Here is a 25,079-nt window from a genome sequence, read left to right on the forward strand (position 1 = left end):
AGGCCGGCTGAGCTGCTGCTCAACGGTTCGGCCGCCGCAGAACCCTAGAAGGCGGGTGAGGCAGCCCACGGGTACGGGGGCTGCGATACCGAGGAATGGACTGCGACGATGACGGCATGACGACCGCCGAGGCGTACGTCCAGTTCGGTAGCCGTGAGGCGCGCGGGGTGTCAGCCAGCTACGAGCGTCTGTCGGCTGCCGTCGCCGACGACGAGCCCTTGCTCGCCCGGCTCGACGAGGTCCCGCCGGCCAGGCGGCAGCCGAATCTGCTGTTCAGCGTCGTCCGCTGGCTGGGCGGGCCGGTCGGCGACCCGGCCGCGTTCCACGACTACGTGCTGACGCACTGGCCCGCCGTCAAGGCGGAGCTGCTCACCCGGGCGACTCAGACGAACGAGACCGGCCGGTGCGCGGTGCTGCTGCCGGTGCTCGCCGCGCTGCCACAGCCTCTCGCCCTGCTGGAGGTCGGTGCGTCCGCCGGGCTCTGCCTCTACCCCGACCGGTACGCGTACCGCTACGGGGAGCACCAGGTCGGTTTTGGTGAGCCGATCCTGGAGTGCGTGGCAGACGGGTTGGTGCCGCCGGCCCGCGTACCCCGAGTGGTGTGGCGGGCCGGTCTCGACCTGAACCCGCTCGACGTGACCGACCCCGACGACGTGTCGTGGCTCGATGCGCTGATCTGGCCGGAGCACGCGCACCGGCGGGCCCGGCTGCGGGCCGCGGCGGCGGTCGCCGCGGCGGATCCGCCGCTGCTGGTCCGTGGTGATCTGGTGGACGATCTGCCGGCGCTGGCGGCCCGCGCACCGGCCGACGCGACGCTCGTTGTCTTCCACACGTCGGTGCTGTACCAGGTGCCGCCGCCGCGCCGGGAGGCGTTCGTCCGGCTGGTCGGTGAGCTGCCCGGCCACTGGGTCGCGAACGAGGCACCGGAGGTGCTGGCGTACGACGGCCTGCCCGACCCGCCGAACGACGCGCTGCACAACGTCCTCGCCCTGGACGGTCGGCCGTTGGCCTGGACCAGGGGCCACGGCCAGGCGATGACCTGGTTCGGCTGAGCGGCTCAACCGACCGGCTCGGGCATCCGGTGGCGCAGCGCCCGGACGAACCAGTCCGCCGCCGGTGCCGTCGCGTCTCCGGTCGACCAGCCGTTGAGCACCGCCAACAGGTCGAGGTAGCGGTCCCGGCGGGGGTCACTGGCCGGAATCAGCCGGTCGAGCAACCGCCGACGCAGGTCGGCCTCATCGCAGTGACCGTGCAGGCTCATGTACCGGTTGGAGACGGCCGCGACCACCGGATCGGCATCCGGGGTGGTCGGGTCGAGACCCGCCGCGAGGGCGGGGGCCACCGCGTCCCGGACCACCGCGACGGCGTCCGGGCGGGGCAGCCCCGAGACGTCATGGTCGGCGGCGTACTGCTGAGCCGTTCGCCGCATGCTCGCCCGGAACGTCTCGTCCTGGCACAGTTCGGCCAACTCCAGCCACGCCTCGACCTGCTCGATGGTGGGCTCGTCGGGCAGCTCCGGCGTCATCGAGACGATCACACCCGGGTACGCGGGCACGCCGTCCAGACCAGCGAAGACGCTGTCCAGGAAGTCGCCCACCAGTCGCCCCCGTTCACGAGTGGTGAGCTGGGCCAGCCGGTGCAGCTCATCCACCTCGGCCGGGCCCGATCCGCGCCTCGCCGCGACGGTGAGCACCGCCTGGCGCAGCCGTAGCACCCGGATCTGGACCGCCAGCGCTTCGGCGTGCGCGGCGGCCATCTCGTGCAGCGGCACCTCGTGGTTCACCACGCGGCGGATGGCGGCCAGATCCACCCCCAGGTCGCGCAGTGTGCGGACCAGTTCCAGCCGGGCAACCGCCCCGGCGTCGAACAGGCGGTAGCCGGCCGAACTCCGGTCGGTCGGCGGGACGATCCCGCTGTCGGCGTAGTACCGGATCGTCTTGACGCTGAGGCCGGTCCGCAGGGCCAGGTCGCCGATCGTGTGCCGTGTCTCCCCACTCATGTCACCACCTTCGCGTCTCCCCCCGATGGAGACTCAAGCACCGCCCGTCCGGCCTCCTAGACTGCTCCGGTGACCGGAGAGCGGAAACCCCTGGCCGGCCGGCCGCTCACCGAGCCGCACCCGTCCCGCCTGTCGCCGGAGCACCCCGACCGGGCCCGGATCCTCGCCGCGCACGACGCGGCGCTCGCCGCCGACGAGGCCGGTTACCTCGACCCGGCGAGCGGGCTGTTCGTCCTCAGCGCCGGTTTCCTGGCCCGTCGCGGCACCTGTTGCGGGCGAGGCTGCCGACACTGCCCGTACGTGGACGATCCACCGTCCGGATAGGCGTGAACGAGGGCTTCCGCCCGACCCGGACACCCCGTACGGTTTCCGACGGACATCCGGCGGGCGCGTTTCCGCCGTCGGTCGGCGAGAGGGTGGAACGTGCGCGGGCGGATCGTGGTCGCCGGGGTGGCGGGGCTGCTGGTGAGCGGGTGCGCCGCCGAGGCCGAGCCGGTGGCGGTGCCGCCGCCGGTGCCGATCGCGGTGGACGTGGCGGCGGCCTCCTCGGGCGGGGCCTGCCGACTCCTGGACTTCACGGTGATCGAAGAGACGGTCAAGGTGCGCTTCGACGTGGCGGCGGCCAGCGAACAGGGCGACACGCACACCTGCGTGGTCCGGGCCACGGGCGCGACGCTGCCGGAGCTGACGTTGACTGTGTCGGAGACCACGGTCGACAAGACGACCTTCGGCGCGGACGTGGTGCCCGACAAGGCGGCGAAGGTCACCGGGCTGGGCCAGCAGGCGTACCGGCGTACCCTCGCCGCCGCGAGCGGGCGTGGGCCGGTCGCCGAGGTGGGTTGGCTGGCCACCGACGGGCGGTTGGCCACGGTGAGCTGGACGTCGGCCCGGGGCAGCGAACGCTCGACGGTGGAGAAGCTGACCGGTGACCTGACCGCGCTGGCGAAGAAGGTGAACACCCGGGCGCTGTGACGCCCGAGCGGCTGGTTGGTCAGTTGGCGGCGACGAAGACCCGGGAGGCGACCTCGCGGGGCAGCCGCACCCGATCGCCGGAGCGGTCGATGGAGACCCCGTCGCGCTCCTGCGCCACGGTCACCGTCGCGCCCGGGTCGACACCGGCGGCGTGCAGTTGACGCAGCACGTCACCGTCGGTCTGCACGCTCTCGCAGATCCGGCGGACCACGACCGGCCCGGAGAGGCCCGGGAAGGCCAGGTTGCGCTCACCCTCGACGGCCGCGGTGGTCTCCGCCTCCGGCGAGCCCAGCTCTTCCAGACCCGGGATCGGGTTGCCGTACGGGGAGCGGGTCGGCCGGTTGAGCAGGTCGTAGACCCGCTTCTCCACGGCGTCGCTCATCACGTGCTCCCAGCGGCACGCCTCCTCGTGGGCCTCCTCGTAGGGCATCCCGATGACGTTGACCAGCAGCAGCTCGGCGAGGCGGTGCTTGCGCATCACCGACACGGCGGTGCCGCGACCCAGCGCGGTGAGGGTGAGGTGTCGGTCACCTTCGACGGTGAGCAGGCCGTCGCGCTCCATCCGGGCGACGGTCTGGCTCACGGTGGGGCCGCTCTGTCGTAGCCGCTCGGCGATGCGGGCACGCAGCGGTGGCACCCCCTCCTCTTCCAGTTCGAGGATGGTGCGTAGATACATTTCGGTCGTGTCGACCAGGTCGTGAGACTTCATAACGTCAGCGGCCCTCCGGTGCACGATATTACCTCGGTGAACGACTGACGACCGCCGCCGAACCGCGTGCCGTCGGCACGGATGGTGTTTGATGGTCGCCATGTCCGGTCCCCAGGAGCCGTTGGTCGAGGTCGACCGGCTTGCCGCCGCTCTCGACGACGTCGACCCGCCCACCGTGCTCGACGTCCGCTGGCGGCTCGTCGGCCCGCCCGGCCGCGACGACCACCGCGCCGGCCACCTGCCCGGCGCGGTCTTCGTCGACCTGGACACCGTGCTCTGCGGTGCGCCGGGCGTCGGCGGTCGACACCCTCTTCCCGACCCGGCGGCCTTGCAGGCCGGGCTCCGGGCTGCCGGCGTCCGGGCCGGTCACCCCGTCGTGGTGTACGACGGCGGCGACGGCATGGCCGCCGCGCGGGCCTGGTGGACGTTGCGCTGGGCGGGACACCGTCCGGTGAGTGTGCTGCACGGTGGCTACCCGGCCTGGGTCGCCAGCGGTCTGCCCGTCTCCACCGACACGCCGAGTCCGACTCCCGGCGACGTCGTGGTGCGTCCCGGTGGGCTTCCGGTCCTCGACGCGGAGCAGGCCGCCGCGTTGGCCGACACGGACGACGCCGTGCTGCTCGACGTACGGGCGGCTCCCCGCTACCGGGGTGAGGTGGAGCCGATCGATCCGGTCGCCGGGCACGTGCCGGGCGCGGTCAACCTGCCCGCCGGTGAGTACGTCGGCCCGGATGGGCGCTTCCCGGCCGCCGACGTGTTGAGCGAGCGGTTCGCCGCCGCCGGGGTGACCGGGGCGCGGACCGTCGGGGCGTACTGCGGCTCCGGGGTGACCGCCGCGCAGGCGGTGCTCGCGCTGCACCTGGCGGGCCGCACTGATGCGGCGCTCTACGTCGGATCGTGGAGCAACTGGGTGGCCGATCCGGTTCGCCCGGTCGCCGTCGGGCAGACACCTGGCCGTTGACCAGCGCGTGCGGTGGGCCGGCGGCGGTCCCCGTGCGACGATGGGCTCATGTCCGACGACACGGTGGTGGTGTGGGACGAGTCGCTGCTCGCCTACGACATGGGCGACCATCCACTCGATCCGGTCCGGGTGGAGTTGACCGTCGCGCTCGCCCGTGAGCTGGGCGTCCTGGATCGTCCCGGGGTGCGCATGGTCAAACCGGAGATGGCCGACGACGCGGTGCTCACCCGCGTGCACGACCCCGCCTACCTGGCCGCGGTGCGCGCCGCGCCGCGCGACCCGCTGTTCGCCGGATACGGGCTGGGCACCTCGGACAACCCGGTGTTCGAGGGGATGCACGAGTCGAGCGCGTTGATCGCCGGAGCGACGGTGGCCGCCGCCGAGGCGGTCTGGCGCGGGGAGGCGCGGCGGGCGGTCAACGTGGCGGGTGGGCTGCACCACGCGATGCCCGCGCGGGCCTCCGGCTTCTGTGTCTACAACGACCCCGCGGTGGCCATCGCCCACCTGCTCGCCCTCGGTGCCGAGCGGGTCGCGTACGTGGACGTCGACGTGCACCACGGCGACGGGGTGCAGCAGGTCTTCTGGGACGACCCCAGGGTGCTGACGGTCAGCCTGCACGAGACCCCGCTGGCGCTCTTCCCGGGCACCGGTTTCGCGGACGAGACGGGTGGGCCGGGCGCGCAGGGCACCGCCGTCAACATGCCGTTGCCCCCGGGTGTCGACGACAGCGCCTGGCAGCGGGCCTTCCACGCGATCGTGCCGTCGGTGCTGCGCGCGTTCCGGCCGCAGGTGCTGGTCACCCAGTGCGGCGCGGACGGGCACCGGCTGGATCCACTCGCCGACCTGAACCTGACCGTGGACGGGCAGCGGGCCACCTACCTGGCGATGCGCGCACTCGCCGACGAGCTGTGCGACGGTCGCTGGGTCGCCACCGGCGGCGGCGGGTACGCGCTGGTCGAGGTGGTGCCCCGGGCCTGGAGTCACCTGCTGGCCGTGGCCACCGGCGCGCCGATCGATCCGGCCACGCTCACCCCGCCCGGGTGGCGGAGCCTGGTCGCCTCCCGTCGTCTGGGCCGCGAGGTGCCGCTGCGGATGACCGACGACGCGGACCCGTCGTACGAGCCGTGGCAGCCGACCGGCGAGCCCAACGCGGTGGACCGGGCGATCGCGGCCACCCGCAAGACGGTCTTCCCGCTGCTCGGGCTCGACCCGCACGACCCACGGGACTGAGCCGGGCCGTTCCGGTGACGACCGTGGACCAGCCGGTGGACGTGCTGCTCAGCGACGGCAGCACGGTCCAGTTGCGACCGATCGACCCGACCGACGCACCGGGCATCGTGGCGATGCACAGCCGGTTCTCCGAGCGCACCCGCTACCTGCGCTACTTCTCGCCGTACCCCCGCATTCCGGAACGGGATCTGATCCGCTTCGTCACCGTCGACCACCGCGACCGGGAGGCGTTCGTGGTGTTGGCCGCCGGCCGGATCGTGGCCGTCGGCCGGTACGAGCGGCTGGGCCCGCAGGCCCCGGAGGCGGAGGTGGCCTTCGTGGTGGAGGACGCCTACCAGGGGCGGGGCATCGGCTCGGTGCTGATGGAGCACCTGGCCGACGCGGCCCGCCGCAACGACATCATGAGCTTCGTCGCGGAGGTGTTACCGGCCAACGGGACGATGCTGCGCGTCTTCGCCGACTTCGGCTACCAGGTCCAGCGCGAGTACGCCGACGGGGTGGTGCACCTGAGCTTCCCGATCGCGCCCACCGAGGCGACCCTGGAGGTGCAGCGCGGCCGGGAGCACCGCACCGAGGCGCGTTCGATCGCCCGGCTGCTCGCCCCTCGGGGCATCACCGTCTACGGTGCCAGCGCCACCGGTCAGGGCGTCGGCGCGGCGGTCCTCGGGCACCTGCGCGACGGCGGGTTCACCGGGGCGGTCGTGCCGGTGCACCCGAGCGCGTCGACAGTGGCCGGCCTGCCCGCGTACCCCTCGGCGGTCGAGGCCGGGACCCCGGTGGACCTGGCGGTGGTGGCGGTCCCGCCGGAGGCGGCGACCGCGGTGGTCGCCGACGCGGCCGCGGCGGGGGTGCACGGCCTGGTGGTCATCTCGGCCGGCTTCGCCGAGGCGGGCGCCGAGGGTGCGGCCACGCAACGGGCGCTGGTCCGTGCGGCACACGCGGCGGGCATGCGGGTGATCGGCCCGAACTGCCTGGGCGTGGCCAACACCGACCCGACGGTACGCCTCAACGCCACCCTCTCCCCGGCACTGCCGCCGGCCGGACGGGTGGGCATCTTCAGCCAGTCCGGCGCGTTCGGGGTGGCGCTGCTCGCCGAGGCGGACCGGCGTGGCCTCGGGCTGTCCAGTTTCGTCTCGGCCGGGAACCGGGCCGACGTCTCCGGTAACGACCTCCTCCAGTACTGGCAGGACGACCCCGGCACCGACGTGATCATGTTGTACCTGGAGACCTTCGGTAACCCCCGTAAGTTCGCCCGGTTGGCCCGGCGGATCGGCCGCGCCAAACCGGTCGTCGCGCTCGCCTCACCGGCCCGCCCGGTCGGGGTCGGTGATGCCGCCGGGCCGGACGAGGTGGCGGTGGCCGCGCTCTTCGCCCAGTCCGGGGTGATCCGCGTGGACACCGTGCCGGAGCTGCTCGACGTGGGTGTGCTGCTGGCCAACCAGCCGTTGCCGGTGGGCGGGCGGGTCGGCGTGGTCGGCAACTCCTCGGCCCTGACCGGCCTGGCCGCCACCGCCTGCGTCGGGCAGGGCCTCACCGTGGCCGACGGTTACCCCCGCGACGTGGGGCCGAGCGCCGGTGCCGCCGAGTTCGCCGCCGCTCTCGCCGAGACGGCCGACGACGACCGGGTGGACGCCCTGGTGGTGGTCTTCGCCCCGCCGCTGCCCGGGCAGCTGACCGCTGTGGACGCCGACGTGACCGCCGCGCTGCCTGCCGCCCTGGCACTGGGCAAGCCGACAGTGGCGACGTTCCTGGTCGGGCGGCTTCCGCCGGGCGTGCCCGCGTACGGGGGCGTGGAGGAGGCGGTACGCGCCCTCGCCCGGGTGCACCGCTACGCGGAGTGGTTACGCCGTCCGCCCGGGGTCGCCCCCGACCTGCCCGGCGTCGACCGGGCCGCCGCGCAGGCCGCGCTCCGCGCCGACGGCACCGATCCGGGTGCGTTGCTGGCCGCGTACGGCATCGAGGTGGTGGCCTCGGTGACAGTCGACTCGGTCGACGCGGCGGTCGACGCGGCGGTCCGGCTGGGCTTCCCGGTGGCCCTCAAGGCGGCCGCCCCCGGGTTGCGACACCGGCTCGACCTCGGCGCGGTCCGGCTCGACCTGCCCGACGAGCCGACGGTGCGTCGCGCGTACGCCGAGCTGGCGGCGACCTTCGGCGCGGACGCGCTGGTCCAGGCGATGGTGCCGCCGGGGGTGGCCTGCGTGGTGGAGGTGGTGGAGGATCCGGCGTTCGGGCCGGTGGTCGGCTTCGGCCTCGGCGGGGTCGCCACCGAACTAATGGGCGATCGGGCCTGGCGGGCGGTTCCGCTGACCGACACGGACGCGACCGAACTGGTCGACGAGCCCCGGGCGGCGCCGTTGCTGCGCGGGCACCGGGGTGCCGCACCGGTCGACCGGGCGGCGCTGGCCGACCTGCTGCTGCGGGTGGGTCAGCTCGCCGACGAGCAGCCCCGGGTGCGCTCGTTGACCCTCAACCCGGTGCTGGCCCGACCGGGAGGCATCTCGGTCCTGCACGCCCAGGTGCGGGTGGGCGGCGTCGCCGCCCGCCCGGACACCGGCCCCCGCCGACTCTGAACGCGGCCGGTCAGGCGCGGCTGGAGATCTGTTGGACGGCCCAGGAGTTGCCGTCCGGGTCGCTGAAGAAGACGAACCCCACGTTGTCCAGTGGCTCCGGCACCGGCCGAGGATTACGGCCCACCACCTGGACGTCGCTGACCTGCACACCACGGTCGACCAACTCGGCGTGGGCCCGCTCGATGTCGGGCACCACCAGTTGCAGGCCCTTCAGCGAGCCCGGCGGCATCTCCGGGACGACACCCTTGCCGATCACGATCGAGCAGCCGGAGCCGGGCGGCGTGAGCTGGACGATGCGCGCCTCCTCGCTGATCACGGTGTCGTGATCGACGGTGAAACCGAGCTGGTCGGCGTAGAACGTCTTCGCCCGGTCCACATCGGAGACCGGCACGATCACCACTTCCAACGTCCAGTTCATCGTCGCCCTCCTCGCGTCGCTCAACAGCTCCCCAGTCAAACACCCCGACGGCATGGAAGACCCCGGCGAACCGCCAGGGTCTTCCATGGGAACCGGGCGCGTCAGCAGGCGTACGCCTCCAGGCGCTGGGCCCGCTCCGGTGCGCGCAGCTTCAGCAGCGTCACCTTCTCGATCTGCCGGATCCGCTCCCGGGACAGCCCGAACTCCCGTCCGACCTCGTCCAGCGTGCGCTGCCGGCCGTCGTCGAGACCGAACCGGAGTCGGATGACCGCCTGCTCCCGCTGGGACAGGGTGGCCAGCACGATGCTGACCTCGTTGCGCAGCTCACCCTGGGCGGCGGCGTCACCCGGCTCGGTACGCGGATCCACCGAGGCCACGAAGTCACCGAGCGCGCTCTCGCCGTCGTCGCCGACGGCCTGGTCCAGGCTGACCGGCTCCCGGTCGTAGGAGATCAGCTCGATGACCTGGATCTCGGGGATCTCCAGGGCGCGGGCGACCTCACTGACAGTGGGCTCGCGTCCCAGCGTCACCGACAGCTCGCGGCGGGCACGGACCATCCGGTTGACCTGCTCCACCATGTGCACCGGGATGCGGATCGTGCGGGCCTGGTCGGCCATCGCGCGGGTGATCGCCTGCCGGATCCACCACGTCGCGTACGTGGAGAACTTGTAGCCCTTGGCGTAGTCGAACTTCTCCACCGCGCGGATCAGACCCAGGTTGCCCTCCTGGATGAGATCCAGGAACGCCATGCCGCGACCGGTGTAGCGCTTGGCGATGCTGACCACCAGCCGCAGGTTCGCCTCCAACAGGTGGTCCTTCGCGGCCCGGCCCTCCGCGACGATCAGCTCCAGGTCGGCCCGCAGCTCGGCGGAGACCGGGGTGCAGGTGGCGAGCTTCTCGTCGGCGAACAACCCGGCCTCGATCCGCCGGGCCAGGTCGACCTCCTGCGCGGCGGTCAGCAGCTTCGTCCGGCCGATCCCGTTGAGGTACGCCCGGACCAGGTCGGTGGAGATGCCACGCTCGTCGGTGGCGTCCAGGTCGACGAGGACCTCGGAGGTCCCGTCGGTGTCGGTCGTGGTGGTCGGGCGCGTCCGGTGTTCCGTCATCTGCAGGACCATCTCTGTCTCTCCCCGTTTCCACGTCTGTGCCGTGTCTCCGGCCCAGCGGTGCCGGTGTGAGACACAGCTTGGCGGGCGGGGCGTAAAACGGGAGTGAGGCGATCGGGCACCCGACAGGAATCGGGTCGGGTCGCTGGTGCGGTGTGTCGCCCGGGTGTGCGGTTGCCCGCCACGGTTACGTTGCGGACGGTCGGCCGGCTCTGGTCGGCGAGGACGACAGATGGAGGACGGCGTGGTCTTCAAACGGCTCATGAAGGCGATGGGCGTCGGCGGCCCGTCGGTGGAGACGGTGCTGGCCGACCCGAACTGCCGCCCGGGCGGCCGACTGGAGGGCCGGATCCAGGTGGTCGGCGGCGACCACCAGGTCGACATCGACCAGGTGAGCCTCGGCCTGGTCACCCGGGTCGAGGTGGAGAGTGGCGACAGCGACTACGACACCACCCAGGAGTTCCACCGCCAGCAGATCACCGGCGCGTTCCGGCTGGAGCCGGGGCAACGCCACGACATCCCGTTCCGCTTCGCCGTGCCGTGGGAGACACCGGTCACCGAGCTGTACGGGCAGCACCTGCACGGCATGACGATGGGTCTGCGTACCGAGTTGGAGGTCGCCCGCGCGGTCGACAAGGGTGACCTGGACGCCGTGTCGGTGCACCCGCTGCCGGCGCAGGAGCGACTGCTCGACGCGTTGCTGCGACTGGGCTTCCGGTTCGCCCGCGCCGACGTGGAACGGGGGCACATCTACGGGGTACGGCAGACGCTGCCGTTCTACCAGGAGATCGAGTTCAACCCGGCGCCGCAGTACGCCCGCTCGATCAACCAGTTGGAGGTCACCTTCGTCGCCGACGCGCAGCAGATGCAGGTGATCCTGGAGGTCGACAAGCGCGGCGGCGTCTTCACCGAGGGCCGGGACGCGTTCGGACGGTTCACCGTGGATTACGCCACCGCCGACCGTACCGACTGGACCGCCGAACTCGACAACTGGCTCCGTCAGTCCCTGTCCCGCCGAGGCCTCTTCTCCTAACCCCCACCCCGCCACCCCGGCCCCTCCCACCCCTCCCGGCCCGTCTCGCCCCCCGCTTCGCCCCGGTGATCAAGAGGTTCGCGTCAAATGTCGGGCCAGATCTGACGCGAACCTCTTGATCACCGCACTCAGGGGCGTGGGGGCGGGTGGGGGAGAGGGAAGGGGCGGGGCAGGGGGTTAGAGGTCTAGGAGGAGGGTTTGGGGGCCGACGTTGACGCTTTCCACAAGCATGTGGGCGCGGAAGCGGCCGGTCTCGACAGTCGCGCCCCGCTCGCGTAGCGCCTCGACCACAGCGGTCACCAGGGGCTCGGCCACCTCGGCGGGGGCCGCCGCCGTCCAGCTCGGGCGGCGCCCCTTGCGCGCGTCGCCGTAGAGGGTGAACTGACTGACCACCAGGATCGGCGCGCCGGTGTCGGCGGCGGACCGCTCGCCGTCGAGGATGCGCAGCTCGTGCACCTTGCGGGCCATCGTCTGGGCGATCTGGAGGGTGTCGGTGTGGGTCACCCCCAGCAGCACCAGCAGGCCGTTCTCGATCGCGCCGACCACGTCACCGTCCACTGTCACGCCGGCCCGTCCGACGGTCTGCACCACCGCCCGCATCAGCCGATCACCGCCGGGCCCGCCCCGACGCCCGCCGCGGTCGAGTCCGTCGTCCGCCTCACGCGGTCGCCCGCTCGATGAAGCCGCGCTCCACCAGGTGCGCCACGATCGGGCCGGCGGCCTCGGCCATCTCGTCGGGCTCGACGTCGTGCGCGGCCGCGAGCAGGGCGAGCTGGTCGCGCAGCGGCAACCGGCCGTCGGCGCCACCGACGAGCGCCAACACCAGCGGGTCGATCTCCTCGGTCCAGCGCAGGCCGTGCGGCATCGCGAGAACCTGCCGGTCCACCGCCCAGCCCTCGTCACCCATGGTGGCCTCCTGCCGCAGTTGGAGGCCCTCGGCGGCCCGGTAGCGCTCGGCGAGCAGCGCCTCGGTGTCGCGTACCCGGAGGAAGTCCTGGCGGTCGAACCAGGCGGCGATCTGGTCGCCCAGCGGTGGCTGCACCCGCTGGCGCAGGTCCTCCACCCGCACCACCGGGTCGGCGTGCCCGCCCCGACGCAGCGACACGATGCCGAAGCCGATCCCCTCCACCTTGTGCGCGTCGAACCAGTCCAGCCAGGCGGCCATCCGCTGCGGTTCGGCGGTCTCGCCGACGTCGGTGAGCCACAGGTCGACGTACGCCATCGGGTCGGCCACCTCACGCTGGATGACCCAGGCGTCTAGGCCGGTACCGGCGAACCAGCCGGCCACCCGCTCGTCCCACTGCTCACCGGCGACGTGCACCCAGTTCGCCAGGTACTGCATGGTGCCGCCCTCGGTGAGCAGGCCCGGGGCGGCGGCGGCCAGTTCGGCGCCGATCGCGTCGCCGACCCGGCCGGAGTCGCGGTAGACGTGCGTGGTCGTGCCCGGGCCCACCACGAACGGTGGGTTGCTCACCACCAGGTCGAAGCGCCGGCCGGCCACCGGGGCGACCAGGTCGCCGCGCAGCAGCTCCCAGTCCTGGCCGTTGAGGGCGGCGGTGGTCGCGGCGAAGCGCAGGGCCCGCTCGGAGAGGTCGGTGGCGGTCACCGAGTCGGCGTGGGTGCTCAGGTGCAGGGCCTGGACGCCGGAGCCGGTGCCCAGGTCCAGTGCCGTGCCGACCGGCCGGCGCATGGTCGCGCCGATCAGGGTGTGGGTCGCGCCGCCGACGCCGAGCACGTGCTCGGCGTGCAACGGGCGACCCGGGCGGGCGCTGGCCGGCACGTCGGCGAGCACCCACCACTCGTCCCCGTACGGCTCCAGGTCGACGCCGGCGCGCAGCCCGTCGCCGTACCGATCGACCAGCCCGCCGGCCAACGCCTCCTCGATGCTCAACGGCGTCAGCGCGGCGGCCACCGCCGCCTCGGGCTCGGTCTGGTCGCAGATGAACACCCGGATCAGGGTGCCCAGCGGGTCGCCGTCCTCGGTGGCGCGCAGCGCGGCCCGGTAGTCGTTGCGGGCGACCGCGGCCGTCGCCTGCGCGCCCAACCTCTCGGCGATGCCGTGGCCGGTGAAACCGGCCCGGGTCAGCGCGGTGCGCAGCGCGTCGACACCGGCGGGGGAGAGCAGCATGTCGTGTTCGTCCACCCCGACATCCTGCCTGCCACCGCGACGCCGGGCGCGGCCACCCGCCGGATCGAACCCGGAGCGTCGGTGTCCGCCCGGATCGGTGGGCCGGGCAGGATGGTCGGTATGACGCTCGTACTGCCCATCGACCCCGAGGCCAACCGGCTGCTGGAGCGCAGCCCACTGGCCCTGCTCCTCGGCATGGTCCTCGACCAGCAGGTGCCGATGGAGAAGGCGTTCTCCTCGCCGTACGTGTTGACCCAGCGGCTCGGTCATGACCTGGACGCGGGGGAGTTGGCCGGGTACGACCCGGAGGCGCTCGTCGCGATCTTCGCCCAGCCGCCCGCGTTGCACCGGTTCCCGAAGGCGATGGCGGCCCGGGTGCAGGAGGTCTGCCGGGTGCTGGTGGAGCGCTACGACGGCGACGCGGCGTTGCTCTGGGACGGGGTGGCCGACGGTCCGGAGCTGCTGCGCCGGGTGGCCGGGCTGCCCGGTTTCGGCAAGCAGAAGGCGCAGATCTTCGTGGCGCTGCTCGGCAAGCGGTTCGGGGTGACCCCGCAGGACTGGCGGCAGGCCGCCGGCGGGTACGGCGACCCGGGCGCGTACCGGTCGGTGGCCGACGTCACCGACGTCGACTCGCTGCGCCGGGTGCGGGAGTACAAGCAGCAGATGAAGGCGGCGGCGAAGGCGGAGAAGGGCTGACGCTCAGGCGGCGGTGGGGTGCGCCAGCGAGGCCAGCGCGCGCCGGACGTCGGCGAGCGAGACGGTGGCCGAATCGTCCAGGTCGGCCAGGCCGGCCTCGATCCACTGGCGCATCAGGGTGGTGACGCCGATGCCCCGGGCGTCGGCGGCGGCACGCACCCGCTCGTAGGTGTCCAGCGGCAGCCGGACCGACCGGCTGACCATCGGCACGTCCGTGTCGGGGGTGGGGAGGTCCACCGCCGGGCTCTCGTCGATCAGATCGGCGATCCGGTCGTCGCCGCTGTGGAACTGCTTGGTCGCGTCGTTTCGGTGCATCGTCACGGCCCCCCTCATCGGCGGTCTCTCCGTACGGCCTCGTCGTAGCGCTTGGACTCGGCGTCGCTCAGCTCACGGGCGGAGAGGATGTCCCAGTCGTTGTCGGTGCCATCGGCCTCGGCGAGCAGCACCGCCAGTCGGCGGCCCCGACGGGCGGCGGCGTAGACCACCATCACGTCGTCGCCCAGATGGCGGATGACCCGTCGGGCGCTGTGCAGCGCCTCCCAGACTTCCCCGGGCGTGACGTCGTAGACCCTCAGGTTGGCCAACGCCTCGTCGGTGAAGCTGAACCTGCTGCCCACGCTCGGAGCGTACCACGCACGTAACACGCACCGAGACGGCCTGAAGGTGGCTGTTCGCGGCCTGACGGTGACAGGATGAGGCGTAATCCCATCGAGGAGGTCAATGGTGAAGCGGCAGGCGTACCAGCCGATTCTGATCACCGACGCCTCGCGCAGCCAGGACGATCAGCTCAACAGTCGCCAGCGCCGCTATGTCCTGATGATGGGCATCCGCGTGCTGTGCATCGTCGTCGGCGCGATCCTGGTCGGTGCGAACGCCCCACTGCTCTGGCTCTGGCTGCCGCTGTGCGGCCTCGGCATGGTGCTCATCCCCTGGCTGGCCGTGCTGCTGGCCAACGACCGGCCGCCGAAGGAGGAGCACCGGCTGGCCAACCGGTTCCACCCCCGTCGGCGGGACGACACCCCGCCGATGAGCCTGACGGCCGAGGAGCGCCCCCACAAGATCATCGACGCCGAGCCCTGACCCGCGAACGGGCCAGGGCTCGTACCGTCAGGGCTGTGGGCGTGCGCCGGCGGTGGAGACGGCCAACGCCCCCAGGTCGGTGGCGCGGTTCAGCGCCGCCGCCGGGCCGGCGCCCGCCAGCCACGCGGTGAGCAGACCGGCCGCGAAGGCGTCGCCCGCCCCCGTGACGTCCACCACCGCCGTCCGGCGGGCGGCAACCGCGTGGACCGCCGCGCTGCGGTCGACCCAGACCGCGCCCGCCGCGCCCCGCTTGACCACCACCCGCCGGGCCGTCGCCGACAACACCCGCCCCTGCGCCGCCGGGTCCAGCCCACCGGCGAGCGCCGTCGCCTCGTCCGCGTTGACCAGCAACAGGTCGATGTCGCGTACCCAACTCAGGAACACCGCCGCACCGACCCGCCGCAGCGGCGCCGCGGAGGCCGCGTCGACGCTGATGGTGAGCCCACGCTCGCGCGCCGCGGCCAACGCCCGCAGGCCCGCGCCGCGCGACCCGGCGTCCAGCAGGGTGTACGCGGACAGGTGCAGATGCCCGGCGTCGGGCGCCGCGGCGATGGCCCGCTCGACGTGCGCGCCGCTCAGCCGCAGGTTCGCGCCCCGCTGGCTGACCATGGTCCGCTCGTCGTCGGCCGCCAACACGATGACCGTGCCGGTGGGTACGCCCTCGATCCGCTCGACCGCACAGTCGACACCCGCCCGGGTCAGCTCGGCCACCCGGTCCCGCCCCGCGTCGTCGTCACCGACCGCGCCGACGAGCGTGACGGCCACCCGTTGGGCGGCGATCCAGGCTGCGGTGTTGGCCGCCTGGCCGCCGCCGCCGAGACTGATCTCCGCCCCGGTGTCCGAGCCGGCCGCGAGGGGCCCGGACAGCACGGCCACCACGTCGGTGATCACGTCGCCGACGACGACCAGCCGGGCCGGTCGCGTCACGCCGGGGCGGTGGTGCTGCGGGCCGCCGCGGCGACCGCGATCCGCGCGGCCAGGTCGGCGTTGCGCAGGATGATCCGGACGTTCACCGCCAGGCTCGCGCCCTCGGTGGCCGAGTGGAAGTGCGCCAGCAGGTACGGCGTGACCGCCTTCCCGGTGATGCCGTCGCGCTCCAGCAGGGCCAGCCCTTCGGTGAGCGTCCGGTCGTGCAGCTCCGGGTCGAGCTGCTCGTCGACCGGCAGCGGGTTGGCGACCAGCAGTCCGCCGGTGTGCACGGCGTGCTCGTCCCGGGCGGCGAGCACGGCGGCGACCTGCTCCGGTGAGTCCACCGACCAGTCCAGGTCGAAACCGGCGTCGGTGAGGTAGAAACCGGGGAACCGGCGTGTGCGGTAGCCGACCACGGCGACGCCGAGGGTCTCCAGGCGTTCCAGCGTCGCGCCCACGTCGAGGATCGACTTGACCCCGGCGCAGACCACCGCGATGGGGGTCTGGGCGAGGGTGGTCAGGTCCGCCGACTCGTCGAAGGTGTGTGCCGCCTCCCGGTGCACGCCACCCAGCCCGCCGGTGGCGAACACCCCGATGCCGGCCGCGGCGGCCACCGCGCTGGTCGCGGCCACCGTCGTCGCGCCGTCCGCCCCGGTCGCCGCCGCCACAGCGAGGTCGCGGACCGAGAGCTTGGTCACTCCGTCGACGGTGGCGAGGCGGGTCAGTCGGGCGTCGTCGAGGCCGACCACCAACTCGCCGCGGATCATTCCGATCGTCGCCGGAACGGCCCCGGCGTCCCGAACCGCCTGCTCGATCTCCCGGGCCACCCGCAGGTTCTCCGGCCGGGGGAGGCCGTGCGAGACGATGGTGCTCTCCAGGGCGACGACGGGCCGGCCGTCGCGCAGGGCTTCGGCGACCTCGGTGCCGTAGCTGATGCGAAAGTCAGTCACGTTGGCACCGTACGGGGTCGGGTGTCCGCCGGCCTCAAGTGGACCCGGCCGTGATGACCTGCCAAACTTGACGGTTGGAGGTGCAGACGTGAGCACAGAGGTTCTCGAGCGTCCGGAGCTGAAGGACGCCGACACCGGTCCCGAGATGTTCCACTACGTCCGCAAGGAGAAGATCGCCGAGAGTGCCGTCATGGGCACATTCGTCGTCGCGCTCTGCGGCGAGACGTTCCCGGTCACCAAGGCGGCCAAGCCGGGTTCGCCGGTCTGCCCCAAGTGCAAGGAGATCTACGACTCGTACCGCGAGTGAACGCGGGCCGGCCTCCCGGCCGGCGACGTAGCCTGCGGCGGTGACCACCTCCACCGCCCTGCTCCTCGCCGACCTGACCGGGGTGGCGGTCTTCGCCGCATCCGGCGCCTCGGCGGCGGTGGCCAAGCGACTCGACCTCTTCGGCGTCGCCTTCGTCGGCTTCGTCGCCGCCCTCGGCGGCGGGATCCTCCGGGACCTGGTCATCGACGAGGTCCCACCACTGGCCTTCGCCGACTGGCGGTACGCGGCCACCGCCGCGATCACCGCACTCGCCGTCTTCTGGCTGCACCCGCAACTGGCCCGACTGCGCACCACCGTCCTGGTGCTGGACGCGGCCGGTCTGGCGCTGTTCACCGTCACCGGCACGCTGAAGGCGCTCGACGCCCAGGTGCCGGCGGTCGGCGCATGCCTGATCGGCATGCTCACCGCGATCGGCGGCGGGCTCGGCCGCGACCTGCTCACCGCCGAGATCCCCGTCGTGCTGCGCCGGGAGATCTACGCGCTGGCCGCGCTGGCCGGCTCGATCCTCGTGGTGCTCCTGTACGCCACCGACCAGACCGGGCCGGTGCCGCTCACCGCCGCCGCCGTCCTGGTGTTCGGGCTACGCCTGATCGCCCTACGACGCCGGTGGTCCGCCCCGGTGGCGACGCTGCGCCCGCCGCGCACCGGTGACCCGGAGTGGTGAGACCCCTCCCGTCGGGGGTGACAGATGTGACCAGCGTGGCGTCGCCTGGGACGTGGGGCCGACGCTGGTTATGCTGAGTCGGCCTTCGCGGCAGCTTCTGCGCGGAGGCGTTTTCATGGGCGGCGGTCACCGTGGCCCTCGCCCCGGATCCGCCGTCGTGCGGTCGGAGAGGAGCTTCGCGTGGCAGCCCGGACGCCGGTACTCGAGACGTTCCCGGCACTACGCGCCTGGCAGCGTAAGGCCCTGGTCGAATACCTGCGCCGGCGCACGGAGGACTTCACCGCGGTCGCCACCCCCGGCGCCGGTAAGACCACCTTCGCCCTGCGGATCGCGGCCGAGCTGCTCGCCGACGGCACCGTCGAGGCGGTCACCGTTGTCGCACCGACCGAACACCTGAAGAACCAGTGGGCCGAAGCCGCTGCCCGGGTCGGCATCCAACTCGACGCCGCGTTCCGCAACGCCGACGTGCACTCCGCGGCCGACTTCCACGGCGCGGTGATCACCTACGCCCAGGTGGGAATGGCCCCACAGGTGCACCGGCGGCGCACCATGACCCGACGCACCCTCGTCATCCTCGACGAGATCCACCACGCGGGTGACTCCCGATCCTGGGGCGACGGGGTGAAGGCGGCCTTCGAGCCCGCCGTACGCCGGCTGATGCTCACCGGCACCCCGTTCCGCTCCGACGACAACCCGATCCCGTTCGTCAGCTACGAACGCGGCGGAGACGGGCTGCTCCGCTCCCGTGCCGACTCGGTCTACGGCTACTCCGACGCGCTTCGCGACGGCGTCGTCCGGCCGGTGCTCTTCCTGGCGTACTCCGGGGAGACCCGCTGGCGGACCAACGCGGGGGAGGAGCTGGCCGCCCGCCTCGGTGAACCGATGACACAGGATCTGGTGGCACAGGCCTGGCGTACCGCCCTGGACCCCGCCGGAGACTGGATGCCGCAGGTCCTGCGGGCCGCCGACGCCCGACTCACCGTGCTGCGCAACGCCGGCATGGCCGACGCCGGTGGGCTGATCATCGCCACCGACCAGCAGACCGCCCGCTCGTACGCCAAGCTGATCGAGCAGGTGACCGGCGAGAAGGCCGCTGTGGTGCTCTCCGACGACCAGGGTGCCTCCGCCCGGATCGCGACGTTCGCGGCGTCCGACCAGCGGTGGCTGGTCGCGGTACGGATGGTGTCCGAGGGTGTCGACATCCCCCGCCTCGCGGTCGGGGTCTACGCCACCAGTGCCAGCACGCCGCTCTACTTCGCCCAGGCGATCGGCCGGTTCGTCCGGGCCCGCCGTCCCGGGGAGACCGCGTCGGTCTTCCTGCCCAGCGTGCCGCACCTACTCGGGCTGGCCAGCGAGATGGAGACCGAGCGCGACCACGTACTCGGCAAACCCAAGGAGTCCGACGGCTTCGACGACGACCTGCTGGAACGGGCGCAGCGCGACGACCAGGCCAGCGGGGAGTTGGAGAAGCGTTTCGCCGCGCTCTCGGCCACCGCCGAGCTGGACCAGGTGATCTTCGACGGCGCGTCGTTCGGCACCACGGCGCAGGCCGGCACCCCCGAGGAGGAGGAATACCTCGGCCTGCCCGGTCTGCTCACCGCCGATCAGGTGTCGCTGCTGCTGACCAAGCGGCAGGCCGCACAACTCGCCGCCCAGCGCCGCCGTACCGCCGACGGGCCCGCTCAGCCGGCCGCTGCGCCCACCGCGGCGCCGCCGGCACCCATGAGCGCCGCCCAGCGCCGTGTGGCGCTCCGGCGCCAACTGAACGCTCTGGTGGCGGCACGCCACCACCGCACCGGCCAGCCGCACGGCAAGATCCATGCCGAGTTACGCCGCCTCTGCGGCGGTCCCCCGAGCGCCCAGGCCACCATCGAGCAACTCGAGGAACGCATCGCCACCGTCCAGACCCTCTAGGGCCACCCACACCACCGACACCATCCGCATGCGCCCGCCGCCCGGCGTCGTGTCCGCGTCCCGCGTCTGCCGCCGGGGATGCCGTCCGCGCCCGGCCCGCGTCTGCCGCCCGCGCCCGGCCCGCGTCTGCCGCCCGCGCCCGCGCCGCGCCGCGCCCGCGCCCGTGTCCGCGCCAAGATCCGCGCAAGTTCGGGGATGTTGCTGCCTCGGACGTGCGGGAGGCAGCAACATCCCGGGGGTAGTTCCATCCTGAGTTGGCTGGTCAGGGGGTCTTGACGGTGCGGGGGTGGCGGGGATGGAGCAGGTCAACCGCTGGTGATCTTCGCGGTGATCGTTTGCCGGTGGTGACGGTGTGGCGTGCAGAAGATAGATGAGCCCTCGGCCAGGGTGTTCGGTCGTGACACACAAAAACCCGGTGGCCGAGGGCTCGCCGCTTGTCTACCAGTCGAGCCTTGCGCTGTCCACGAAGACCCTGACCCTGGTCGTCAACGCGATCCGTCAGCACCGCTCACGGGTGCGTTCCCGATGGCGCAAGTTGTCCGATCACCGCGCGGCGATGATCGTGCTGGCGGTATTGCGCCATAACCAACGCCCTCACGACCTGGCCGCCGGCAACGGCATATCCGCCTCCACCGTCCGTCGATGGGTCGCGCAAGTCATCGCTGTCCTGGCCGCTGAGATGCCCCGCCTGTCACGGGTCCTGCGCCGCGCCCGCCACCACAGCGAGGTAGTCCTGCTCGACGGCACCCTCATCCCGGTCCAACGCCCCCACGACCGACACCGCCGCCGCACCCATTACAGCGGTAAACACAAAACCTTCGGCCTACTCGTCCTCGCCATCACCGACCTCAACGGCAACCTGCTCTGGACCTCCGCAGCCCTACCCGCACGCACCGCGGAAATCACCGCCGCCCGCCGCAACCGCATCCCCGCACACCTACGCGCAGCCGACCTCGCCGCCATCTGCGACCTCGGCTTCACCCGCCTCGACGACCAACCCGGCATCAGCCACACACCTCGCCCCCGCGGCGCTCACCCCGGCCACCCCCACGACCAACCCACCATCATCACCGGCCGCCGCGCCGCCCGCGGCAAACCCCTCACCCGCCACCAAACAATCGTCAACACCCTCATCAGCCGCGAACGAGCAACCAACGAACACGCCTTCAACGACCTCAAGAACTGGCGAATCCTCGACCGACTACGCGGCAACCACCACCACGCCACCACCCTGATCCGCGCACTCACCGTCCTCACCCAAACCCACACCACCCGCTAACCACCCACGGCAAACGATCAACCCAAAGATCACCTCACCACCAACCTGGACCTCCCACCCACCACCACCAACCGTCAAGACCCCCTGACCAGCCAACTCAGGATGGAACTACCCCCCGGAAAGTGCGCGGATCTTGGGGAATAGTCCGGCGTGACGGGTGTACGAAGCCGTCGCACGGGGCCGCGCCCGGAGGGCGGGGGTTCGGGCAGGAAAAAGCCGACCGGAGACACCCTCGGGGTGCCTCCGGTCGGCTATGTCGGTTTGCGGATTTAGTTCGCCATCAGATCGGCGCCACGCCAGCTGAAATCGGGCTCCGTCGCGAACCGCTCGGTGATCTTCACGAGATCCTCCGCGTACTTGTTCGCATGGTGCCCGCAGAACACCAGCTCGCTCCCACCCGCCAGAGTGATCCGGAGCTTCCCGGCAGCATTGCAGCGGTCGCACCGTTCATCGGCGGCTGGGGGCGCCACCGTCTCGGGCGGCGGCGTGAGGGTCGGGGTCATCGCCTTCCTCCTCTGGTCGTCACCGATGAACAATCTCTTCGGTCGTTGCTCACCTATGGTGCAACACCCTTACTAGGCACTGCCTTCCCTGTGTGCCCGCGGGGGACCGAGGTCACACCTGGCAGGGACAGTGTGCCGTGCACCAAGGGTGCCACGTCAACGATCACATTCGTGCATCCGGACGATCACCATCTGGTGTTGCACACCAGGTGGTCAAAACGACACGTTCGGTTGACGAATCCCGGTCAGTCCAGGTAGTCGCGGAGGACCTGCGAGCGGGACGGGTGGCGCAGCTTGGACATCGTCTTGGACTCGATCTGCCGGATCCGCTCCCGGGTCACCCCGTAGACCTGGCCGATCTCGTCCAGCGTCCGCGGCTGGCCGTCGGTCAGGCCGAAGCGCAGGCGTACCACACCCGCCTCACGCTCGGAGAGCGTCTGCAGCACCTGCTGGAGCTGGTCCTGCAGGAGCGAGAACGAGACCGCGTCCACCGCGACCACGGCCTCGGAGTCCTCGATGAAGTCACCGAGCTGGCTGTCGCCCTCGTCACCGATGGTCTGGTCCAGAGAGATGGGCTCCCGGGCGTACTGCTGGATCTCCAGCACCTTCTCCGGTGTGATGTCCATCTCCTTGGCCAGCTCCTCCGGGGTGGGCTCGCGGCCCAGGTCCTGGAGCAGCTCGCGCTGGATGCGGCCGAGCTTGTTGATGACCTCGACCATGTGCACCGGGATGCGGATGGTGCGGGCCTGGTCGGCCATCGCGCGGGTGATCGCCTGCCGGATCCACCAGGTCGCGTACGTGGAGAACTTGTAGCCCTTGGTGTAGTCGAACTTCTCCACCGCGCGGATCAGGCCGAGGTTGCCCTCCTGGATCAGGTCGAGGAAGGCCATGCCGCGACCGGTGTACCGCTTCGCGAGGGAGACGACGAGGCGGAGGTTCGCCTCCAGGAGGTGGTTCTTGGCCCGCTCGCCGTCGCGGGAGATCCAGCCCAGGTCACGGACCATCTCCCGGACCAGCTTCTCCTCGCCCTCGTCGGCGGCCCGCAGCCGCTCGGCGGCGTAGAGCCCGGCCTCGATCCGCTTGGCCAGCTCCACCTCCTGCTCGGCGTTGAGCAGCGGGACCTTGCCGATCTGCTTCAGGTACGCCCGGACGGAGTCGGCGGAGGCGGTCAGCTCGGCGTCTCGCCGGGCCTGCTTGAGGGCCTCGGACTCCTCGTCGTCCCACTCGAAGTCGTTGTCGGTCGCCGAGGCGGCCGCGTCGGTCTCGGCGGCCTGGGCCAGCTCGGCGGGCTCCTCGACCACCACGTCCTCGATGGCGGCGGCGAGCTCCTCCGGGTCGATCTCGCCCTCGGCGCCCTCGCCCTTGGCCTTGGTGCCGGCCTTGGCGCCGGCGGCGGCGACCGTCGCCTTGGTGGCCCGGGTCGACTTGGTGGCCTTCGCCGGCGCGGCAGCGCCGTCGGCCGGGGTGCCGGTGGCCTTGCGTGCGGCCACCTTGCGCGGGGCCGGCGCGGACGGCGTGTCGTCGGAGGCGGGCGCCTGCTTCGGGGCGGGGGCGGCGGCCTTCTTGGTGGTCTTGGCGGTGGTGGCCCGGGACGCCGGTGTGGTCGAGCGGGCCGCGGCGACGCGACGGCGGGTGCTCGCCGAGCCGTCCACCACCACTGTCACTCCCGCCTCGGAGAGCGCCCGGAGAATCTTCTTGGCCTGGGCCGGAGTCACCTCGGCGGACTCGACGGTGCGCGCGAGCTGGGCCGACGTGAGCTGGCCGCCGGCGCTCTGGGCGTGGGCGATCAGGGTGTCGGTGAGCGAGCGAACGTCGGCGCCGGTCTGGCGGGGTTCTGTCACGAATGACCTTCCGGAGGCGAAGAGCGGGCACGGCCGGGTTGTCCGGCACAGCGAGGGGCAACCGGGCCGGGCGATGTGGTTGAGGGACCCTCGTGTCCCGGACCGGCCGGTGGTCGGCGGTCCGTGGCGCGTGGGCAGGGGTGAATTGTAACGCCGTCTGCGGCGATCATCCTGCGCCGCACTGCGTAACCGCAGCGGGACCGCCGATTCGGCGCTGATGTGGACTTTGTAAGGATGATACTCGCGCGGGGCCCGGAACGCCCCGGTCGTGCGGGAAGGGGACGTCGGGATGGAGCATTCGGCGCCGTCACCTCGGGAACTTCTGGCTGTCGCGCTGGGCGTCGCGAGGGATGCGGCGGCCACCGCGTACCGGATGCGGGTCGAGGGTGTTTCCGTGGCGGCGACCAAGAGCACGGTCACCGACGTGGTCACCGCCGCCGACCGGGCGGTCGAGCGGCAGGTGCTGGACGCGCTCAAACAGTTGCGACCGGACGACGCGGTGCTGGGCGAGGAATACGGTACGCGCGACACCGGGCCGGTCGCCCCGGGCGGCGTACGGTGGATCGTCGACCCGATCGACGGGACCGTGAACTACCTCTACGGGCTGCCGCACAGCGCCGTGTCGCTGGCTGCCGAGGTGGACGGGGTGGTGGTCGCCGGCGTGGTGCGCAACGTGCACACCGGCGAGGAGTGGACGGCCACGGTCGGGGGCGGGGCCTGGCGCGACGGTGTCCGCCTGCGCTGCTCCGGCGAGGTCGATCCGGGGCAGGCGCTGGTCGGCACCGGCTTCGGATACGACGCTGGTCGTCGCGCGCACCAGGCCCGGGTGGTGGCCGGGTTGATCGCGCACGTACGGGACATCCGCCGGCTGGGCGCGGCCGCGCTGGACCTGTGTCTGGTCGCGGAGGGCCGGCTCGACGCGTACTTCGAGAAGGGTCTCGCGGCCTGGGACCTGGCGGCGGGTGGGCTGGTCGCGGCGGAGGCGGGGGTCCGGGTCGCCGGTCTGGCCGGTGCGCCGCCGGGGCCGGATCTGGTGATCGCGGCCCCGCCGGCGCTCTTCGGGCCGTTGCACGACCGGCTCGCGGAGCTGGACGCCGCAGGTGGCCCCTGACGGGCCGGTCAGACCGGCCCGGCGGTCACTTGGCGACCGGCGAGGGGCAGGAGCCCTTGGGCGCGCGGGGCGCGCCGATGTCACCGAGGGACTGGTTGACCTCGGTGGTGGTGGCGAGCTGCTGGAAGCCGTTGCCGAGCACCACGTCCACGGTGTCGTCGGTACGCTTTTCGTCGTAGCCCGGCACGGCGTTGTTCAGGAAGTACGCCTGGAGCAGGTGCGCGGAGCCGACACCCTTCGGGCCGTACCGCAGCAACGCCACGTCGTCGATCCCCTTGGGTTCGTTGCCGATCTTCTTGACCTGGAACTTGCGGTTACGGAAGTCGTCCGCGACGCTGCCGGCCCGGCCGGGCTCGTCGGTCGCGTTGAAAACGTTGATCTTGACGTCCTTGGGCTCGTGCAGGGTCACGTCGGCCAGCGGCCAACCCTCCGGGCAGCCCTCGGCCGTTCCCGCCTTCCCCTGGGTGTCCCGAACGATCGCGGTCACCACGAATGCCAGGGCCAGCACCCCCAGCAGGCCGACGACGACGAGTGCTCGCACCCGCGCAAAACTCATCTGAGCACTCCCGGGACCTCAGGTGGGTGGCGGCGGCCGGAAACGATCGGACAGGCCGCCGGCCGTCGAATACGCCGCTGAGGTTAACGGTTGTCCGGCTGTCGCGTGGAAACAGCCCGACA

27 protein-coding genes are annotated in these 25,079 nt (G+C 72.3%); 14 read left to right on the plus strand and 13 right to left on the minus strand.

Annotated elements, in window-relative coordinates; genetic code table 11:
- Window positions 1-116: 116 nt before the first annotated feature.
- The gene (locus O7616_RS12660) at window positions 117-1,052 is read left to right on the plus strand and encodes a DUF2332 domain-containing protein (RefSeq protein ID WP_282306971.1); all 936 of its coding nucleotides are present in this window, start codon (window positions 117-119) and stop codon (window positions 1,050-1,052) included.
- Window positions 1,053-1,057: 5 nt separating this feature from the next.
- Here the strand turns inward: O7616_RS12660 and O7616_RS12665 are convergent, their stop codons facing one another.
- On the minus strand, window positions 1,058-1,999 hold the full coding sequence (locus tag O7616_RS12665; RefSeq protein ID WP_282306972.1) for a MerR family transcriptional regulator: 942 nt from the start codon (window positions 1,997-1,999) through the stop codon (window positions 1,058-1,060).
- 69 nt (window positions 2,000-2,068) lie between these two features.
- Between O7616_RS12665 and O7616_RS12670 the strand changes: the two genes are divergently transcribed.
- Window positions 2,069-2,323, plus strand: coding sequence for a DUF5522 domain-containing protein (locus tag O7616_RS12670; RefSeq protein ID WP_282261736.1), 255 nt, complete (start codon window positions 2,069-2,071; stop codon window positions 2,321-2,323).
- Between the two features lie 99 nt (window positions 2,324-2,422).
- Window positions 2,423-2,971 carry a hypothetical protein gene (locus O7616_RS12675; RefSeq protein ID WP_282306973.1) on the plus strand — a complete coding sequence of 183 codons (549 nt, stop codon included), beginning with the start codon at window positions 2,423-2,425 and terminating at the stop codon, window positions 2,969-2,971.
- Window positions 2,972-2,990: 19 nt separating this feature from the next.
- Here O7616_RS12675 and O7616_RS12680 read toward each other — a convergent pair whose 3' ends face one another.
- Window positions 2,991-3,680, minus strand: coding sequence for a metal-dependent transcriptional regulator (locus O7616_RS12680; RefSeq protein WP_282261732.1), 690 nt, complete (start codon window positions 3,678-3,680; stop codon window positions 2,991-2,993).
- Between the two features lie 100 nt (window positions 3,681-3,780).
- On the opposite strand from O7616_RS12680, the gene O7616_RS12685 reads away from it, so the two are divergent.
- From O7616_RS12685 to O7616_RS12695, 3 genes are read left to right on the plus strand one after another with little or no spacing between them, the layout of a single operon-like run.
- Window positions 3,781-4,641 (plus strand): sulfurtransferase, encoded by an 861-nt coding sequence (locus O7616_RS12685; protein WP_282306974.1) that lies wholly within the window; start codon window positions 3,781-3,783, stop codon window positions 4,639-4,641.
- A 48-nt stretch (window positions 4,642-4,689) separates the two neighbouring features.
- Entirely contained in the window at window positions 4,690-5,871 is a 1,182-nt protein-coding gene (locus tag O7616_RS12690; protein WP_282306975.1) for an acetoin utilization protein AcuC, read from the plus strand.
- A gap of 14 nt (window positions 5,872-5,885) precedes the next feature.
- On the plus strand, window positions 5,886-8,441 hold the full coding sequence (locus tag O7616_RS12695; protein WP_282306976.1) for a bifunctional GNAT family N-acetyltransferase/acetate--CoA ligase family protein: 2,556 nt from the start codon (window positions 5,886-5,888) through the stop codon (window positions 8,439-8,441).
- A gap of 10 nt (window positions 8,442-8,451) precedes the next feature.
- On the opposite strand, the gene O7616_RS12700 is transcribed toward O7616_RS12695, so the two are convergent.
- On the minus strand, window positions 8,452-8,859 hold the full coding sequence (locus tag O7616_RS12700; RefSeq protein WP_282306977.1) for a VOC family protein: 408 nt from the start codon (window positions 8,857-8,859) through the stop codon (window positions 8,452-8,454).
- A gap of 101 nt (window positions 8,860-8,960) precedes the next feature.
- The gene (gene sigB, locus O7616_RS12705; RefSeq protein WP_282307609.1) at window positions 8,961-9,965 is read right to left on the minus strand and encodes an RNA polymerase sigma factor SigB; all 1,005 of its coding nucleotides are present in this window, start codon (window positions 9,963-9,965) and stop codon (window positions 8,961-8,963) included.
- Window positions 9,966-10,209: 244 nt separating this feature from the next.
- Here sigB and O7616_RS12710 point away from each other — a divergent pair, with 244 nt between their 5' ends.
- Window positions 10,210-10,998, plus strand: coding sequence for a sporulation protein (locus tag O7616_RS12710; protein WP_282307611.1), 789 nt, complete (start codon window positions 10,210-10,212; stop codon window positions 10,996-10,998).
- A 177-nt stretch (window positions 10,999-11,175) separates the two neighbouring features.
- Here the strand turns inward: O7616_RS12710 and dtd are convergent, their stop codons facing one another.
- The gene (gene dtd, locus O7616_RS12715) at window positions 11,176-11,598 is read right to left on the minus strand and encodes a D-aminoacyl-tRNA deacylase (protein WP_282306978.1); all 423 of its coding nucleotides are present in this window, start codon (window positions 11,596-11,598) and stop codon (window positions 11,176-11,178) included.
- A 58-nt stretch (window positions 11,599-11,656) separates the two neighbouring features.
- Window positions 11,657-13,141 carry a methyltransferase gene (locus O7616_RS12720; RefSeq protein ID WP_282306979.1) on the minus strand — a complete coding sequence of 495 codons (1,485 nt, stop codon included), beginning with the start codon at window positions 13,139-13,141 and terminating at the stop codon, window positions 11,657-11,659.
- A 96-nt stretch (window positions 13,142-13,237) separates the two neighbouring features.
- Here O7616_RS12720 and O7616_RS12725 point away from each other — a divergent pair, with 96 nt between their 5' ends.
- Window positions 13,238-13,822: an HhH-GPD-type base excision DNA repair protein gene (locus O7616_RS12725; protein WP_282307612.1), complete on the plus strand. Its 585-nt coding sequence runs from the start codon at window positions 13,238-13,240 to the stop codon at window positions 13,820-13,822.
- Between the two features lie 3 nt (window positions 13,823-13,825).
- Here O7616_RS12725 and O7616_RS12730 read toward each other — a convergent pair whose 3' ends face one another.
- On the minus strand, window positions 13,826-14,137 hold the full coding sequence (locus O7616_RS12730; RefSeq protein ID WP_124771984.1) for a hypothetical protein: 312 nt from the start codon (window positions 14,135-14,137) through the stop codon (window positions 13,826-13,828).
- Window positions 14,138-14,151: 14 nt separating this feature from the next.
- Complete coding sequence (locus O7616_RS12735) at window positions 14,152-14,439, minus strand: hypothetical protein (protein ID WP_282261710.1); 288 nt, start codon at window positions 14,437-14,439, stop codon at window positions 14,152-14,154.
- A 103-nt stretch (window positions 14,440-14,542) separates the two neighbouring features.
- On the opposite strand from O7616_RS12735, the gene O7616_RS12740 reads away from it, so the two are divergent.
- Window positions 14,543-14,902, plus strand: coding sequence for a DUF3099 domain-containing protein (locus O7616_RS12740; protein WP_282261708.1), 360 nt, complete (start codon window positions 14,543-14,545; stop codon window positions 14,900-14,902).
- Window positions 14,903-14,929: 27 nt separating this feature from the next.
- Here the strand turns inward: O7616_RS12740 and O7616_RS12745 are convergent, their stop codons facing one another.
- Together O7616_RS12745 and O7616_RS12750 are read right to left on the minus strand one after the other, a co-directional pair.
- Window positions 14,930-15,829, minus strand: a complete 900-nt coding sequence (locus O7616_RS12745) for a PfkB family carbohydrate kinase (RefSeq protein ID WP_282306980.1) — start codon at window positions 15,827-15,829, stop codon at window positions 14,930-14,932.
- On the minus strand, window positions 15,826-16,761 hold the full coding sequence (locus O7616_RS12750) for a pseudouridine-5'-phosphate glycosidase (RefSeq protein WP_282306981.1): 936 nt from the start codon (window positions 16,759-16,761) through the stop codon (window positions 15,826-15,828). Before O7616_RS12750 ends, O7616_RS12745 begins: the two co-directional genes overlap by 4 nt.
- An 88-nt stretch (window positions 16,762-16,849) precedes the next feature.
- Between O7616_RS12750 and O7616_RS12755 the strand changes: the two genes are divergently transcribed.
- The 4 genes from O7616_RS12755 (at window position 16,850) to O7616_RS12770 (ending at window position 20,946) form a co-directional block, all read left to right on the plus strand.
- The gene (locus O7616_RS12755; RefSeq protein WP_007456912.1) at window positions 16,850-17,068 is read left to right on the plus strand and encodes a DUF3039 domain-containing protein; all 219 of its coding nucleotides are present in this window, start codon (window positions 16,850-16,852) and stop codon (window positions 17,066-17,068) included.
- Window positions 17,069-17,108: 40 nt separating this feature from the next.
- Window positions 17,109-17,753: a trimeric intracellular cation channel family protein gene (locus O7616_RS12760; RefSeq protein ID WP_282261696.1), complete on the plus strand. Its 645-nt coding sequence runs from the start codon at window positions 17,109-17,111 to the stop codon at window positions 17,751-17,753.
- A gap of 180 nt (window positions 17,754-17,933) precedes the next feature.
- Window positions 17,934-19,667, plus strand: coding sequence for a DEAD/DEAH box helicase (locus O7616_RS12765; RefSeq protein ID WP_282261694.1), 1,734 nt, complete (start codon window positions 17,934-17,936; stop codon window positions 19,665-19,667).
- Between the two features lie 397 nt (window positions 19,668-20,064).
- Window positions 20,065-20,946, plus strand: coding sequence for a transposase family protein (locus O7616_RS12770; protein ID WP_282303345.1), 882 nt, complete (start codon window positions 20,065-20,067; stop codon window positions 20,944-20,946).
- Between the two features lie 269 nt (window positions 20,947-21,215).
- On the opposite strand, the gene O7616_RS12775 is transcribed toward O7616_RS12770, so the two are convergent.
- Together O7616_RS12775 and O7616_RS12780 are read right to left on the minus strand one after the other, a co-directional pair.
- Window positions 21,216-21,449, minus strand: coding sequence for a hypothetical protein (locus tag O7616_RS12775; RefSeq protein ID WP_030337431.1), 234 nt, complete (start codon window positions 21,447-21,449; stop codon window positions 21,216-21,218).
- Window positions 21,450-21,694: 245 nt separating this feature from the next.
- Entirely contained in the window at window positions 21,695-23,290 is a 1,596-nt protein-coding gene (locus O7616_RS12780) for an RNA polymerase sigma factor (RefSeq protein ID WP_282306982.1), read from the minus strand.
- 289 nt (window positions 23,291-23,579) lie between these two features.
- Here O7616_RS12780 and O7616_RS12785 point away from each other — a divergent pair, with 289 nt between their 5' ends.
- Window positions 23,580-24,401: an inositol monophosphatase family protein gene (locus tag O7616_RS12785; RefSeq protein ID WP_282261691.1), complete on the plus strand. Its 822-nt coding sequence runs from the start codon at window positions 23,580-23,582 to the stop codon at window positions 24,399-24,401.
- Between the two features lie 25 nt (window positions 24,402-24,426).
- Here O7616_RS12785 and O7616_RS12790 read toward each other — a convergent pair whose 3' ends face one another.
- Window positions 24,427-24,942: a LytR C-terminal domain-containing protein gene (locus tag O7616_RS12790; RefSeq protein WP_282307613.1), complete on the minus strand. Its 516-nt coding sequence runs from the start codon at window positions 24,940-24,942 to the stop codon at window positions 24,427-24,429.
- Window positions 24,943-25,079 lie beyond the last annotated feature (137 nt).

This window comes from Micromonospora sp. WMMD964 (assembly GCF_029581455.1).
GTDB lineage: Bacteria > Actinomycetota > Actinomycetes > Mycobacteriales > Micromonosporaceae > Micromonospora.